The sequence below is a fragment of the Cellulomonas wangleii genome (genome assembly GCF_018388445.1).
GTDB classification, from domain to species: domain Bacteria; phylum Actinomycetota; class Actinomycetes; order Actinomycetales; family Cellulomonadaceae; genus Cellulomonas; species Cellulomonas wangleii.
In genome coordinates this window covers 3,844,779-3,859,633 of record NZ_CP074405.1, presented here as the reverse complement: position 1 = coordinate 3,859,633, position 14,855 = coordinate 3,844,779, and the positions used below count along the sequence as shown (strand labels likewise).

The 14,855-nt window shown below is 76.8% G+C and carries 16 protein-coding genes; 12 read left to right on the top strand and 4 right to left on the bottom strand.

Going from position 1 to position 14,855, the window contains the following annotated elements:
* Positions 1-159 precede the first annotated feature (159 nt).
* Positions 160-1,296 carry a class I SAM-dependent methyltransferase gene (locus KG103_RS17620; RefSeq protein ID WP_207339927.1) on the bottom strand — a complete coding sequence of 379 codons (1,137 nt, stop codon included), beginning with the start codon at positions 1,294-1,296 and terminating at the stop codon, positions 160-162.
* Positions 1,297-1,482: 186 nt separating this feature from the next.
* Between KG103_RS17620 and KG103_RS17615 the strand changes: the two genes are divergently transcribed.
* From KG103_RS17615 to KG103_RS17580, 8 genes are all read left to right on the top strand, one after another.
* Positions 1,483-2,514, top strand: coding sequence for a DUF2804 domain-containing protein (locus KG103_RS17615; RefSeq protein ID WP_207339771.1), 1,032 nt, complete (start codon positions 1,483-1,485; stop codon positions 2,512-2,514).
* Positions 2,515-2,621: 107 nt separating this feature from the next.
* Positions 2,622-3,392 (top strand): DUF4129 domain-containing protein, encoded by a 771-nt coding sequence (locus KG103_RS17610; RefSeq protein ID WP_207339770.1) that lies wholly within the window; start codon positions 2,622-2,624, stop codon positions 3,390-3,392.
* Positions 3,389-3,955 carry a hypothetical protein gene (locus KG103_RS17605; protein ID WP_207339769.1) on the top strand — a complete coding sequence of 189 codons (567 nt, stop codon included), beginning with the start codon at positions 3,389-3,391 and terminating at the stop codon, positions 3,953-3,955. Before KG103_RS17610 ends, KG103_RS17605 begins: the two co-directional genes overlap by 4 nt.
* Complete coding sequence (locus tag KG103_RS17600; RefSeq protein ID WP_207339768.1) at positions 3,952-4,932, top strand: AAA family ATPase; 981 nt, start codon at positions 3,952-3,954, stop codon at positions 4,930-4,932. Before KG103_RS17605 ends, KG103_RS17600 begins: the two co-directional genes overlap by 4 nt.
* 92 nt (positions 4,933-5,024) lie before the next feature.
* Complete coding sequence (locus KG103_RS17595) at positions 5,025-6,308, top strand: DUF58 domain-containing protein (RefSeq protein WP_249670655.1); 1,284 nt, start codon at positions 5,025-5,027, stop codon at positions 6,306-6,308.
* Complete coding sequence (locus tag KG103_RS17590; RefSeq protein ID WP_207339766.1) at positions 6,305-6,943, top strand: hypothetical protein; 639 nt, start codon at positions 6,305-6,307, stop codon at positions 6,941-6,943. The genes KG103_RS17595 and KG103_RS17590 overlap by 4 nt, the downstream gene beginning before the upstream one ends.
* 139 nt (positions 6,944-7,082) lie before the next feature.
* A complete protein-coding gene (locus KG103_RS17585; RefSeq protein WP_207339765.1) occupies positions 7,083-7,370 on the top strand; it encodes a hypothetical protein in 288 nt (95 codons plus the stop codon).
* Complete coding sequence (locus KG103_RS17580; RefSeq protein WP_207339764.1) at positions 7,361-9,010, top strand: serine/threonine-protein kinase; 1,650 nt, start codon at positions 7,361-7,363, stop codon at positions 9,008-9,010. Before KG103_RS17585 ends, KG103_RS17580 begins: the two co-directional genes overlap by 10 nt.
* Here KG103_RS17580 and KG103_RS17575 read toward each other — a convergent pair.
* Positions 8,967-9,347: a phage holin family protein gene (locus KG103_RS17575; RefSeq protein WP_207339763.1), complete on the bottom strand. Its 381-nt coding sequence runs from the start codon at positions 9,345-9,347 to the stop codon at positions 8,967-8,969. The two genes, KG103_RS17580 and KG103_RS17575, sit on opposite strands and share 44 nt — an antisense overlap.
* A 167-nt stretch (positions 9,348-9,514) precedes the next feature.
* On the opposite strand from KG103_RS17575, the gene hisC reads away from it, so the two are divergent.
* Both hisC and KG103_RS17565 read left to right on the top strand, forming a co-directional pair.
* Positions 9,515-10,594 (top strand): histidinol-phosphate transaminase, encoded by a 1,080-nt coding sequence (gene hisC / locus KG103_RS17570; RefSeq protein ID WP_207339762.1) that lies wholly within the window; start codon positions 9,515-9,517, stop codon positions 10,592-10,594.
* Between the two features lie 55 nt (positions 10,595-10,649).
* Positions 10,650-10,964 carry a DUF805 domain-containing protein gene (locus KG103_RS17565; protein ID WP_207339761.1) on the top strand — a complete coding sequence of 105 codons (315 nt, stop codon included), beginning with the start codon at positions 10,650-10,652 and terminating at the stop codon, positions 10,962-10,964.
* Here the strand turns inward: KG103_RS17565 and KG103_RS17560 are convergent.
* Positions 10,900-11,847 (bottom strand): cytochrome c oxidase assembly protein, encoded by a 948-nt coding sequence (locus KG103_RS17560; protein ID WP_207339760.1) that lies wholly within the window; start codon positions 11,845-11,847, stop codon positions 10,900-10,902. The genes KG103_RS17565 and KG103_RS17560 overlap by 65 nt on opposite strands.
* On the bottom strand, positions 11,844-12,368 hold the full coding sequence (locus KG103_RS17555) for a DUF2243 domain-containing protein (RefSeq protein WP_249670654.1): 525 nt from the start codon (positions 12,366-12,368) through the stop codon (positions 11,844-11,846). Before KG103_RS17555 ends, KG103_RS17560 begins: the two co-directional genes overlap by 4 nt.
* 243 nt (positions 12,369-12,611) lie before the next feature.
* Here KG103_RS17555 and pdhA point away from each other — a divergent pair, with 243 nt between their 5' ends.
* Together pdhA and KG103_RS17545 are read left to right on the top strand one after the other, a co-directional pair.
* Entirely contained in the window at positions 12,612-13,775 is a 1,164-nt protein-coding gene (gene pdhA, locus KG103_RS17550; RefSeq protein ID WP_207339759.1) for a pyruvate dehydrogenase (acetyl-transferring) E1 component subunit alpha, read from the top strand.
* Positions 13,772-14,845 carry an alpha-ketoacid dehydrogenase subunit beta gene (locus KG103_RS17545; protein WP_372434860.1) on the top strand — a complete coding sequence of 358 codons (1,074 nt, stop codon included), beginning with the start codon at positions 13,772-13,774 and terminating at the stop codon, positions 14,843-14,845. Before pdhA ends, KG103_RS17545 begins: the two co-directional genes overlap by 4 nt.
* Positions 14,846-14,855: the final 10 nt, after the last annotated feature.

Here is a 14,855-nt window from a genome sequence, read left to right as displayed (position 1 = left end):
TCGTGGCTCTGTCCGTGACGTGGTCGGGCCGTGGTCGTCGGACGGCTCCGTCGACGATGGATGCGATCGTCCACGGCGAGGGGCTTCGCCGCACGGTGGATCTGTGGACGGCACCGCATACCGAGGTGGACGGCGTGATACGCCCGTCCGCCGGGTGGGTCAGCGTCGCGTCGACACCGTCACCGTGAACTTCGGGTCCCGGCCCACCTGCCGCGTCGGCCCGACGACCTGCTCGAGGGTCGGCCGGTAGCGCAGGTGCGAGTTCCACACCGCCCACAGCTGCCCGCCGGGGCGCAGCACGCGCGCGGCGTCGGCGAACAGGGTGCGGGCGATCGCCGGGGCGATGGTGGCGCCGACGTGGAACGGCGGGTTGAGCAGCACGAGGTCGACGCTCGCGTCGGGGATGCCCTCGGTACCGAGCGCCCTGGTGACCCGCACCCGGTCGGCGACACCGTTCGCGTCGACCGTGGCGAGGGCCGACGCGACCGCGGTCGCGGACTCGTCCGTCGCGATCACGTCGATGCCGGGCCGCAGCCGCGCGAGCGCGACGGCGAGCACGCCCGTGCCGCAGCCGAGGTCGACCGCCGTGCCCGTCGTCTGCGGGACCTCGTCGAGGTGGGTGAGCAGTGCCCGCGTCCCGATGTCGATGCTCGTGCCGGCGAACGCGCCGCCGTGCGCGCACACCACGAGGTCGTCGTGCCCGGCCCACGCGTGCGTCGCGCGCTCGGGCCAGCGCCGCGTCGGGCGCTCGGCCGCGGGGCGCGGGGACGACGCGACCAGGGCCCGTGACTTCTGCCGCGCGAGCCGCGCCTCGACGACGGCCAGGTGCCGGTCGAGGACGTCGTTCATCGCGGTCGTCATGTGCTTGACCCGCCCGCCAGCGACGACGACGACCGCCGGGTCCGCGTGCTCCGCGACCAGCGCGGCGACCTCGTCGAGCTCGTCGAGGGACCGCGGCAGCTGCAGGAGCACGACGCGGGCGCCCGCCACCAGGTCGGCGGTGAGCCCGTGCGACGTGAACCCGTCGACGCCCAGGCGCTCGGCGTTCTCCTGCAGCGCGCGCTCGCCCGTCAGGCGGTCCTGGTGCGTGCGGACCCCGGTGACGCGGTGGCGGGCGATCGCGCCGAGCGTCAGCGCGCCGTACCGGTCCCCGACGACGACGACCGTGCCGGCGGGCGCGTCCGCGAGCAACGGCGCGGCCTCGTCGAGGACCAGCCGGTCCGTCGCGTCGACCGCGTAGAGGTTCGGCGCCTCGAGGTCGGGGTGGCGGCGCAGGTCGTCGAGGACGTCGTTCAGCTCGGGCACCGGGCCGAGGCTAGCAACGGTGGCTGTGCCGGCCCGGACGCGGGCCCCAGGGCTGGGAGGCGGCGGCGGGAGGGGCCCGACGCCGAGGCAGCCGGACGGGCGAGCCGGTGCGATCGCCACGGCGCGGCGCCCACCGCGCTCCTCGGGCAGCCCGCCCGGCGTGGCTACAGTCCAGCCGTGCAACGACGCCCCGGCCCGCTCGCGGTCCCCGAGCGCGAGATCACCGCGCCCGTCAGCCTCACGCTGCCCGACGGCCGGCTCAACCCCGACGCCGTCGGCTGGACGCGCACGCCCCTCGTCACCACCGACGGCATCGGACGTGGGCTGCGCGGGTTCGGACGCAACAAGCGGTGGGAGTACTGGGCGGTCACCACCCCGACGCACGTCGTCGCGCTCGTGACCTCCGCGATCGACTACGCCGCCGTCCACGGCATCTGGGTGCTGGACCGCCGGACGGGCACCGCGGTCTCGCACGACGCGATCGGCGCGCTCACCGGCTCCGTGCGGCTGCCCGGCACGCTCGGAGGCGGGACGGTCCGCACCAGCACCCGCCAGGTCAGGATCGCGATCGACGAGGTGGTCGGCGGCACCCGGCTGCGCGCGGTCGGCCCGCGGGTGCGCGTCGACGTCGTCGCCCACCGGCCCGCGGGGCACGAGTCCCTGGGAGTCGTCGTGCCCTGGTCCGACACCCTGTTCCAGTACACGGTCAAGGACGTCGCCCGCCCCGCCACGGGCACGGTGCGGGTGGACGGGGTCGTGTCCGACGTGCCCGCGGGCGAGTCCTGGGCGACCCTCGACCACGGTCGCGGCCGCTGGCCGTACGACGTGCGGTGGAACTGGGGCGCCGGGTCGGGGGTCACCGACGGGCGCGTCGTCGGGGTGCAGGTCGGCGGACGCTGGACCGACGGGACGGGGTCGGTCGAGAACGCGTTCCTCGTCGACGGGCGGCTGACGAAGATCAGCGAGGAGCTCGTGTGGGACTACGACCCCGAGGACTGGCTCGCGCCCTGGCGCGTGACCGGCACGGACGTCGAGCTCACGCTCACCCCGTTCCACCTCAAGGAGTCCGTCACCGACCTGGCGGTCTTCGCGTCCCGCACCCACCAGTGCTTCGGCCACTGGTCCGGGCGGGTGCGCGACGGGACGGGCGCGTGGGTGCCGGTGCGCGACGTCGTCGGGTGGGCCGAGGACGTGCACAACCGCTGGTGACGTGCGCGCCGACGCGGCCGCCGGGGTCCTGCTCCGGGGGACGGCCACCGGCTAGCCTGACCGGGCCGTCCACCGTCGGACGGCACCCCCACCCCCGGAGGTCCTCGGTGCCGACCCGCTCCACCGCTGCGGTGACGGCGCTGTCCGCCCTGCTGGTGGTGCTGGCGGTGCTCGCGGCCGCGGTCAGCGGGCCGCTGTCGTTGGAGGGTCGCGGCGGCGAGGCGCCGGTGCCCACCGACACGCCGTCCATCGAGATGGTGACCTCCTCGCCCCCGCCGAGGCCCCTGGACCTCGACGACCTGGCCCCGGCGTTCGAGTGGGCCGACTGGATCGTCCGCGCGGTGCAGGTCCTCGCCGCGCTCGCCGGCGCCGTCGTGGTGCTGCTGGTGCTGCGGTACCTGGTGCGCGGCTGGCGCCTGGACCGACCGGCCGACGACGAGGACGACGTGCCCGCCGGCGACGAGACGGACGACGAGCTCAGCGACACCGCCGTGGCCGCCCTGCGCGAGGGGGTGCGCGTGGCGAGCCGCGCCCTGGAGGACGACGTGCCGCCCGGGGACGCCGTGATCGGCGCGTGGGTGGCGGTGGAGACCGCCGCGGCCCGCACCGGCGTGGTCCGCGACCCGGCGGAGACGGCCGGTGAGCTGACCGTGCGCGTGCTCGGCGCCACCCGCGCCGACCCCACGGCCACGCGCGCGCTGCTGCGGCTGTACCTGTCCGCGCGGTACGGCACGCACGGCGTCGACGCGGACGACGTGCGGCGCGCCCGCGACCTGCTGACGGTCGTGGGGCAGGGGCTGGTCCCGCGTGAGGACGGTGCCGGTCGTGAGGACGGTGCCGGTCGCGAGGACACGGTGGACCGGGGGTCGGCCCCGTGACCGCCCTGCGCCGGCTGGTCCGGGCGGTGTGGGACGCGGGCTGGCGACCGCTCGCCGTCGGCGCCGCCGTCGCCGCGCTGGCGTGGGCGCTGGGCATGAGGACGTCGTCCGCGCTGGTGCTCGGCCTGGCGGCCGCGACCCTGACGGCAGTGCTGCAACGGGTCGACTCGCTGCCCGAGCCGCGTCCGGCCCGCCGCGTGCAGGCCGCGCGCGACGGCGGGCGCGGCGAGGTCCTCGACGTGGCCTGGTCGATGGTCGGGCGGGACGGCCGCGTGACCGAGCGCGCCCTGCGCCCGCTGCGCGCCGCCGGCGCGCGCCGCGTCGCACGCCACGGGCTGGACCTGACGGACGACCGGCAGGCCGACGCGCTGACCGGGCTGCTGGGCCGACGCGCCTACGGGACCCTCGCCCGGCGGGGCCACCCGACCCCGACCGTCGGGGACCTGACGCACACGCTCGGTGTGCTCGAGCGGCTCGGTGCCAGCCGGTCGCGCACGGCCGCCCCCCACGACCCCCCGGCCGCCGACGCGCGGCACGACCCCGACCCGAGGAGCCCCCGATGACGCCGACCCCCGCGCCGCTGCCCGTCGCCGACGTCGCCCGCAGCGGCCGTGCCGTGCTCGACGAGGTCGCCACCGCCGTCGTCGGGATGGGCGGGCCGCTGCGCGTGGCGCTCGCCGCGGTGCTCGCCGGCGGGCACGTGCTGTTCGAGGACGTGCCCGGCCTGGGCAAGACCCTGGCGGCGCGCAGCCTGGCGACCGCGCTCGGCCTGGACTTCCGCCGCATCCAGTGCACGCCGGACCTGCTGCCGTCGGACGTCACGGGCTCGTCGGTGTACGACCCCGCGACGTCCGAGTTCACGTTCCGTCCCGGTCCCGTCTTCGCCGGGCTGCTGCTGGCCGACGAGATCAACCGCACCGCCCCCAAGACGCAGTCCGCGCTGCTGGAGGCCATGGCGGAGCGGCAGGTGAGCGTCGACGGGACCACGCACGTGCTGCCCGCGCCGTTCCACGTGGTCGCCACCTCCAACCCCGTCGAGTACGAGGGCACGTACCCGCTGCCGGAGGCGCAGCTCGACCGGTTCATGGTGCGCCTGGCCGTCGGGTACCCCGACCGGGACGCCGAGGTCGACGTGCTGGCCCGGCGCCTGGCACGGCGGCAGGAGGGCGCGTCGGTGCGGCAGGTCGTCGACGTCGCGACGCTGCTGGCCATGCAGGCAGGCGTCGAGGCCGTCGCCGTGGACCCCGACGTGCTCGCGTACTGCGTGGACCTGGCCGCCGCGACGCGCACGCACCGCGCGGTCGAGGTCGGGGCGTCGCCGCGCGGGTCGCAGGCGCTGGTGCTGGTGGCACGCGCGCTCGCGGTGCTCGACGGCCGCGACCACGTCACGCCCGAGGACGTCAAGGAGGTCGCCGCGGCGGCGCTGGCCCACCGGCTGTCCCTCACGCCGCAGGCGTGGGCCGCGGGCCTGGCCCCCGACACGGTGGTGCAGGAGGTGCTCGCGCAGGTCGCGGTGCCGACGACCGCCCGCCGCGCGTGAGCCTGCCCGAGCCGCCCCCCGCGCGCCCACCCACGTGGGGGCAGGACCCGGAGCCGCCCCCGGCCCCCGCCGCGACGGGGCGGTGGACGCCCGTGCGCGCCGCGACGTGGGCGTCGGCCGCGTGCCTCGTCGTGCTGCTGCTGGGGGTCCTCGCGGGGCGCCCGGACGCCGCGGTGCTGGGCGTCGCGCCGCTGGTGCTGGCCGCGCGGGCGCTGCACGGACGGCCCGCCGGCCCCCTGCGGGCGCGGCTCGAGGCGGGCGACGTCGACGACGACCCCGACGCGCGCGGCGGTGGGGGCGGGCTGCACGCCACCCTGTGCCTCGAGGGCCCGGCGCGGTGGGCCGCCGTCACCACGACGCGTCAGGGCCGGCCCGGCACCGAGGTGCTGGTGCGCCTGGCGGACGAGCGCCGGCTGCCCGTGGTGGCCCGCACCGTGCGCACCGGGCCGCAGGAGGTCGCCACCGCGGTCGTGCAGGGCGTCGGGCCCGACGGGGCGTCGGTCGCCGAGCCGACCCCGCCGGTCACGCGCAGCACCGTGGTGCTCCCCGCGACGACCCCGCTGCTGGACCTGCCGCTGCCGAGCCGGCTGCGCGGGCTCACCGGCCCGCACGAGTCGCGCCGCCCCGGGGAGGGCGGCGGTCTGCGCGACGTCCACCCGTGGGCGCCCGGCGACCGGCTGCGCCGCATCGACTGGCGTGTGACCGCCCGCCGCTCGCCCGACCTGCGCGAGCTGTACGTGCGCCGCGAGCACGCGCAGGCCGAGGCCGTCGTGGTGCTGGTCGTCGACTCCCGCGACGACGTCGGCCCCGACCCGCGCACGTGGCGCGGGTCGGTCGCCCCCCGCCCGCAGGACGCGACGTCGCTGGACCGCGCACGGCAGGCCGCCGCGTCGCTGGCCCGCGCGTACCTGGCCGCAGGCGACCGTGTCGGCCTCGACGACCTGGGCGTGCGCCGCCGCCCCGTGCCCCCCGGCGGTGGGCGCCGACAGCTCGACCGCATCCGGCACTCGCTGGCGCTGACGGCACCCGAGGGGGAGCCGTCTGCACGGCTGCGGCCGCCGCGGCTGCCGTCGGGTGCCCTCGTCGTGGTGTTCTCCACCTTCCTGGACGACGAGTCGGCAGCCGTCGCGGCCCGCTGGCGGACCGCCGGGCACCGCGTGGTCGCCGTCGACGTGCTGCCGCGCCTGCGGGCGTCGGGCCTGTACGACCGCGAGCGCCTCGCGTTGCGGATGATGACGCTGACCCGCGAGGACCGGATGGCCGAGCTGGCCGACCAGGACGTCGAGCTGGTGACGTGGCGCGACGAGCCCGCGGTCGCGCTGCGGGTGCTGGCCCGCCGTGCGCAGCGGCGCGCCGGGGCGGGGGTGGCGCGGTGAGCGCGCGGTTCGGCTCCGAGGGGTTCGGGGCGTGGGTGCTGGACCGCATCGGCCCGACGGCGCGCGCGCCGCGCGGGCGGGGCGAACCGCCCGAGGTCACCGTGCGGACGGGGCCCAGCGTGCCGGCCGTCGCCGTCCGGGCCGTGCTCGCGCTGGCCGCGGTGGTCGCCGCGCTCGTCGCGGGCACGATGCCCGGCGGGATGGTGCCCTCCTGGGTGCTCACGCTGCTGGTGGTGGTGGCGCTCGCGCCCGCGGTGGTGCCGCGCGTGCCGGTGACGGCGCTCCTCGTGCTGGCCGTGGGGGTGCGGGTGCTGCTGGCCGACCCGGCGTCGCCGCTGGTGCTGGCGGTGCTCGTGCTGGCGCTGCACGTGGTGCTGCGGCTCGCCGCCGTCGTCGCCCGGGTCGGGTGGCGGGGGCGGATCGAGGTGGCTGTCCTCACGGACGACCTGCGGGCGGCGGTGGCCGTGCAGGTCGGTGCGCAGGCGCTGGCGCTGCTCGCCGGCGCGGCGGCGGGGGCCGGGGGTGCCGCGGGTGGGGGCTGGCGCGTGGTCGGGATGCTCGCGGTCGCCGGGCTGGCCGCGGCCGTGATGATCCGGCCGGTACGGCCGTGGTGGCGGGGCCAGCCGGACGCGTAGGGGCGCGGCGCGTCGTCGGACGGCCCCGCCGGACCACGGGCGGGCAGCGACCCGACCCCAGCTCCCGCACACGGCGCGTCCGTCCCCGGACCTGTCGCCCGTCCCGGGTGCCGCCTGCGTCGCGCCCTAGCGTCGCGGCATGTCGACGACGGTCATCGAGTCCGCACTCGCGGACGTGCGGGCGCACCTGACGTCCGCCCAGGTCGTGGTGGCGCTGACCGGTGCCGTCACGTGGACGGGCACGGCGGCGGACGCCGCGGAGGCGCGGCGGACCGCCGTGCTCACGGGTGTGCGCGCCTGCCTGGCAGCGCTCGACGACGTCGACCGGCTGCTGGCGGCTGTGCGGCGCGCGGAGCAGCAGTGCGCCCCGTTGCCCCCGCTGGTGACGGGCGGCGTCGGCCGCGGGGTGGTGCCGTCGTGGGGGTGAGGGACGGGCTGTCGCTCACGCTCGACGGGCGCGGGCACGTCCTGGTCGACCCGGGCGAGCTGCAGGAGGCCGCCGCCCGGCTGCGCGGCGCGGCGGAACGGCTGGACACGGCCGACATCCGTCTCGGGTCCGCCGCGTGGCGGGCGGGGGACCTGGCCGCGCTGCTCCCGCAGGCGCACGCGCTCGGTGACGCGCTGGCGACGCTGCGACGCGCGGTGCACGGGCCGGCCGGCCTGGCGGACGACGTGCGGGACCTGGCGACGCGGACCGCCGACGCGGCGGCCGTGTACGACCTGGCCGAGACGGCCGCGCAGGCGCGGTGGGCCGGGGTCGTCGGTGCCCTGGGGCTCGCGGTCGGCATCGGACCGTTCGGGCCGGCGGCGCTGCTGACGGCCGCCGCGGGGGTCGCGGTCGGTGACCTGCTGCTCGCCGAGGCGCGCGACCTCGCCCTCGCCCCGGGCGGCCGGACGTCCCCGGGCGACGCGCTCGCGGAGCTCACCGACCTCGTGGACGTCCCCCGGCGGATCGTCACGGACGGCCGCGCCGCGCTCGTCCTGCAGCTCCTGGCCGCCGCGCTCGGGTCCGTCGCCGGGGCGTCGGCACCGCAGCTCGACCCGGTGCGGCGGTTCTCGGCCCTGGTGGCGGGGCTCCTGCCGGCGCGGGACGTGCGGCTGGTGTCCCGGACGGACCCGCCGCGGCTGCCGGCCCCGCGCGGCGTCGAGGGGCTCGTGGCCCTCGCGGCACGCACGTACGACGAGGGGACCGCGACCGGGGAGCCCGGCACACCCCTGGCGACGGTCACCCTGCAGCGCCTCGACCACGCGGACGGCAGCCGGTCCTGGGTCGTCGCCGTGCCCGGCACGCGGGCCGCGGGGCTCACGGGTGACGTGCCGACCGACAACGGCACCAACCTGGCCCTCGAGGGCGGGGTGCCGGACGTCATGACGCGCGCGGTGCTCGCGGCGATGGCAGGTGCGGGCATCGGCCCCGACGAGCCCGTCGCCCTGGTGGGTCACAGCCAGGGCGGCATGGTCGCCACCAACGTCGCCGCCGCCACGGCCGGCGCGTACGCGGTGCGGCTGGTCGTGACCGCCGGGTCGCCCGACGTGCCCGCCGTCCCGCCGCCGGGTGTGGCCACCGTGACGCTGCGGCACCGCGAGGACGCGGTCTCGCTGCTGGACGGGCGCGTGGGGGAGCGCGGCGGGCCCGGGACGCTGTCCGTGGTGCGGGACCTGGCGGCCACGGGCGGGCCGGTGCGGCCGTCGTTCAGCGAGGCGCACGCCGTGGCCGGCTACGTGCGCACGGGCGCCCTGGTCGACCAGGCACTGGCGGACGCCCCGGTGGGCGACCCGGTGCGTCGGGCGCTCGCGGAGGTGCTGGGGGACACCCCGGCAGGCGCGACGACGTCCCAGGTCACCGTCACGACGGGGTCGCCCGTGGTCCCGGCGACCCCCGGCGGGCTGCCGGTCCCGCCGGTGATGCGCGCGGCGCCGCCCACCCCGCCCGACGGCACGTTCGGGGAGCCGGCCGCCTGGCCGCCGCCCGCCCCTGGCCTGCTCACGCGGGACGCGCTCGGGGCGGGCGCCGGCGGTGCCGTCAGTCCCGGTCCGACGACGTCATCGACGACAGGACGAAGCTGACGATGGAGATGATCAGCGCACCGAGCACGGCGGTGCCGAAGTCGTTGATCCGCAGCCCCCACGACGTCTGCTCGGTGATCCACTCGGTGAGCAGCAGCATGAGGGCGTTCACGACGAGGGTGAACAGGCCCAGCGTGAGGATGTACAGCGGCAACGACAGGAGTGCGACGACCGGCTTGACGATCGCGTTGACGATCCCGAAGACGAGCGCCACGGCCAGGATGATCCCGACGGTCTGGGTCGTCGTCTCGCCACCGACGATCACCAGGCCGGGCAGGATCAGGGTGGCCAACCAGATGGCCACCCCGTTGATGAGCACGCGGACGACGAATCCCATGCTCCGATGGTGCACCTTGTCGTGTGTTTCCACAGGTCGGCGCGGCCGTGCGGCGCGTCGCGCCGGCAGGCACGTCCTTCGAGGGCGGCCGGCAGGTCGCCCTCCGCGCTCGGAGACCGGTCGGGTCACTCCGCGGAGCACGGCGCGGCCCGCCCGGCGGCGGTGGCATGCTGACCGACGTGAGCCGCGTCCCCCTCCGCCGTGCCCTCGCCGACCTGCCCGCGTACGTGCCGGGTGCCCGTGCCGCGGTCGGCGCCGCCGCGTACAAGCTGTCGTCCAACGAGAACCCGTACCCGCCGCTGCCGTCCGTGGTCGCCGCCATCGCGGACGCCGCCGTCGACGTCAACCGGTACCCGGACATGTACGCCACGGAGCTGACCGAGGGGATCGCCCACCGCCTCGCGGTGGTGCCGGAGTCCGTCGTCGCCGGGACGGGGTCGGTGGCCGTGCTGGGTCACGTCCTCACCGCGGTGTGCGAGGCGGGCGACCAGGTCGTGCTGCCGTGGCGGTCGTTCGAGGCGTACCCGATCGCGGTGACGCTCGCGCACGCGGAGCAGGTGCGCGTCCCCGTGCTCGCCGACGGGCGTCTCGACCTGCCGGCGATGGCGGCCGCGGTCACCGACCGCACCCGCGTCGTGCTGGTCTGCACGCCCAACAACCCCACCGGCCCCGCCGTGCGCGACGCCGAGCTGCGGGACTTCCTCGCCGCCGTCCCGCGCGACGTCCTCGTCGTGCTCGACGAGGCGTACGTCGAGTTCGTGCGGGACCCGCAGGCACCCGACGCGCTCGCCCTGTTCGCCGAGCACCCCAACGTCGTGCTGCTGCGCACGTTCTCCAAGGCGTACGGGCTGGCGGGGCTGCGCGTCGGGTACGCCGTGGCGCGCCCCCGGCTGGCCGCGGCGATCCGGACGGCGTCGACGCCCTTCGGGGTCTCGCACGTCGCCCAGCTCGCCGCGATCGCGTCGCTGCGTGCGGAGCAGGAGCTCCTCGTGCGGGTCGAGGCGGTCGTCGCCGAGCGCACCCGGATGCTCGAGGGTCTGCGTGCGCAGGGCTGGGCGGTGCCCGACAGCCAGGCCAACTTCGTCTGGCTCGCGCTGGGCGACCGGGCCGTCACCTTCGCGGAGCGCTGTGCGCGCGCCGGCGTGCTGGTCCGGCCGTTCGCCGGTGACGGGGTCCGGGTGAGCGTGGGGGAGCGCGAGGCGACCGACATCTTCCTCGAGGTGGCGCAGGCGCACGCACCGCGCTGACGGGCGCACGGCGTTCCCCTCGCCGTCCCCCGGTGCCGGGAGCACCATGGGAGGCATGGACATGGTGCTGACCGGGGTACCGACGGCCATCGACACATCGGACGTCACCGAGACCGCGACCGAGACCGCGACCGAGTGGACCGACTGGCTCGCGGGCGGTGTCGGGCTGGCCGTCCTCATCGCCGTGTACGTGGTGATGCTGGTCGCCTACGTGCGGATCATCCAGAAGGCCGGGTACTCCGGCTGGTGGGTGCTGGTGGGTCTGGTCCCCGTGCTCAACGTCGTGATGTTCCTGGTGTTCGCCTTCAGCCGGTGGCCGGTGCTCCGGGAGAACGAGCGGTTGCGGTCGCTGGCGCGCTACGAGCCGTGACCCGCTCACCCGTGACCCGCTCACCCGTGACCCGCTGACCCGTGCCCGACCCCCGTCGCGCACCGGCGCGGTACCAGGCGGCCAGCACGGCCACCGCCAGCAGCACCTCGGCGACGTCCCCGCCGTAGTACATCCACTGCGCCGCGGCCTCGACGTCGCCCGGCGCGTGCACGGCCCCGGGCGGCAGCCGGTCCGCGTGCGCGTACAGCAGCTTGGCGAGCGCGGCGTGCGCGCCCCCGGCGAGCACCAGGACCACGAGCCGCGTCGCGGTCCCGGGGCGGCGCGGTGCCGGGTCCGGCCCCGCGAGCGCCCACGCGAACAGGTACCCCGCGGCGAGGAAGTGCACGTGCACGGCGACGTGGGCCGCGGCGGACCGGGTGGTCAGGGCGTACAGGGGCGTCAGGTACAGCGCGGCGACGCCGCCGACGTGCAGCACGGCCGCCGTCACCGGGTGCGACAGGACGTGCACCGGCCGCGCCGCGAGCACGCCCCCCACGACGCGTCGCACCCCGGGCGTCGTCACGCGCAGCAGCAGCGTCAGGGGCGCCGCCAGCACGAGCGCCAGGGGAGCGAGCATGCCGAGCAGCAGGTGCTGCACCATGTGCCGGCTCGCGTCCCCGGGCACGACCGCGAGCACGGGGGACAGCGCCACCGCCACCAGCGCGCACCCGGTCACCCAGGCGACCGTGCGGTGCACCGGCCACGGTCGCAGCACGCGGCGGCCGTGCCGCCGGGCGGCCAGCACGTACCCGGCGACGAGGGCGGCGGCGAGCAGGGCGGCGGCCACGGCGTCCGGTCCCCAGGCGGCCGCGGCGGTGCCGTGCCCCGCGTGCGCGAGCACGGCGGTCCCCGGCGGCGACGCGCCGAGCGCGCCCGGTGTCATGCGTCCGGCCCCGGTGTCCTGCCTCCCGTCGTGCCGTCGGAGGACCCGGTCCGGGACGCGCCGTCCGGTGCCGCGCGCCGGGCGGACACCCACACCGCGGCGCCTGCCAGCAGCAGGACGACGGCGCTCGCGGTCCACGCCACGTCGTACGGGAGCAGGTCGACGCCGTACCGGATCTGGTGCACCCGCAGCAGCTTGTGGTCGACGAGCGCGTCGAACAGCTGGAACCCGCCGGCGCCGAGCAGGAAGCCGGCCCACGCCGCCTGCACGACCAGCGCACCGCGTCGTCGCAGGTCACCGAGCAGGAAGAACCCGGCGACCAGCGCGAGGAGCTCGGCGGCGTGCAGCAGCCCGTCGGACAGCAGCGCCAGGTCCGGGGTGCCGCGGTCGTAGAAGTGGTGCCAGGCGAGCACCTGGTGGAACACGATCTCGTCGACCGCCGCCATGACGCCGGCGCCGACGAGCGCCGCGGCGGCGGCCGAGCGGCGGCGCGCCGCAGGGGCGGCGAGGTCTGGGGCCACGGCACCTCCCGGGGTGGTCGACAGCCCCGAGGGTGGCCGATCGCACGCGAGCCCGCCACCGGTGCGGGGTCGGGCGTGCTCGGGGTGTCGCCGTGCACGCCCGGCCGCGGCTCGGGCAGGCTGCGAGGGGTGTGGGGATCCGACAAACACGTCGCACCAGTGTTGTCGGGACCTCCCCGGCGGAACCTACGCATCCGTAGCCTACGCTGACGTAGGTTCGCACCCCAGGCGAAGGAGAACCGCGTGAGCACGACCGTTCCCGCGGCCGAGGGCCCTCTCACCGACGAGGGCCTCGTCCAGCTGCTCACCCCGACCGGCGAGCGCGTGCACCACCCCGAGTACGACGGGTGGGCCGCCGACCTCGACGCCGACCGCCTGCGTGCGATGTACCGCGACATGGTGCTCACCCGGCGGTTCGACACCGAGGCGACGTCCCTGCAGCGGCAGGGGGAGCTGGGCCTGTGGGCGCAGTCGCTCGGCCAGGAGGCGGCCCAGGTCGGCTCGGGCCACGCGCTCGCGCCGCAGGACCACGTGTTCCCGTCGTACCGCGAGCACGGCGTCGCGCACGTCCGCGGCCTGGAGATGACCGACCTGCTGCGGCTGTTCCGCGGCGTCGACCACGGCGGGTGGGACCCGGCAGCGCACGGATTCCACCTGTTCACCCTGGTCATCGGCTCGCACACGCTGCACGCGACCGGGTACGCGATGGGCGTGCAGCGCGACGGCCTCGTCGGCACGGGCGACCCGACGCGCGACACCGCCGTCGTCACCTACTTCGGCGACGGTGCCACCGCGCAGGGCGACGTCAGCGAGGCCCTCGTCTTCGCGTCGGTCAACCAGGCGCCGGTCGTCCTGTTCTGCCAGAACAACCAGTTCGCGATCTCGGAGCCGACGACGCGCCAGGCGCGCGTACCTCTCGCCGACCGCGCACCGGGCTTCGGCATCCCGTCCGTGCGCGTCGACGGCAACGACGTGCTCGCGTCGTACGCCGTGACCCGCCAGGCGCTCGAGCGCGCCCGCAGCGGCGGCGGGCCGACGTTCGTCGAGGCCTTCACGTACCGCATGGGCGCCCACACCACGTCGGACGACCCGACCCGCTACCGCACGTCGGAGCAGGAGGAGCACTGGCGCCGCCGCGACCCGATCGAGCGGCTGCGGGTGCACCTGGACCGCACCGGCGAGCTGCCGGAGGTCTTCCAGGCGCAGCTCGCGGCGGAGTCCGACGCGTTCGGCGAGCACATCCGCACCACCGTCCGCGCGATGGGCCACCCGTCGTCGCACAGCATGTTCGAGCACGTCTACGCCACGCCGCACGCCGTCGTCGACGCCGAGCGGGCGTGGTTCACGCAGTACGAGCAGTCGTTCGTGGACCACGACGGCCGCGAGACGGCAGGGGGACACCGATGACCGTGACGGGCGAGCGCACCGCACCGACGACCGACCTGCCGCCGGCACCCGCCGCGGCGCCGTTCCCGACCGGCACGCAGCGCCTGCCGATGGCCAAGGCGCTCAACCTCGGCCTGCGGCGCGCGCTGGCGAACGACCCGCGCGCGCTGCTCATGGGGGAGGACATCGGCCGGCTCGGCGGGGTCTTCCGCGTCACCGACGGGCTGTTCGCGGAGTTCGGCGAGGACCGCGTCGTGGACACGCCGCTGGCGGAGTCCGGCATCGTCGGCACCGCGATCGGCCTGGCGCTGCGCGGGTACCGGCCGGTGTGCGAGATCCAGTTCGACGGGTTCGTCTTCCCGGCGTTCGACCAGATCACGACGCAGCTGGCCAAGATGCACTACCGCTCGCAGGGACGTCTGAGGCTGCCCGTCGTCATCCGCATCCCCTACGGCGGCGGCATCGGCGCCATCGAGCACCACAGCGAGTCGCCCGAGGCGCTGTTCGCGCACACGCCCGGCCTGCGCGTCGTGTCGCCGGCGACGGCCGCCGACGCGTTCACGATGATCCAGCAGGCCGTCGCGTCGCCCGACCCCGTGATCTTCTTCGAGCCCAAGGGCCGGTACTGGGAGAAGGGCGACGTCGACCTCGACGCGCCGCTGCCGGCACCGCACGGCAGCCCGGCCGACCTCGACCACGCGCGCGTGGTGCGCCCGGGCACGGACGTCACGGTCGTCGCCTACGGGCCGACCGTGGCCACCGCGCTGAAGGCCGCCGAGGCCGCCGCGGCCGACGGCACGAGCGTCGAGGTCGTCGACCTGCGGACCATCTCCCCGCTGGACACCGCCACGATCGCCGCGTCGGTGCGCCGCACGGGCCGCTGCGTCGTCGTGCACGAGGCGCCCGTGCTCTACGGGTCCGGCGCCGAGGTCGCGGCCCGCATCACCGAGGAGTGCTTCTACCACCTGCAGGCCCCCGTGCTGCGCGTCGGCGGGTTCCACACCCCGTACCCGGTCTCCAAGATCGAGCACGACTACCTGCCCGGGCTCGACCGGCTGCTCGACGCCGTCGACCGCACCCTCGCGTTCTGACCCCCCGGAG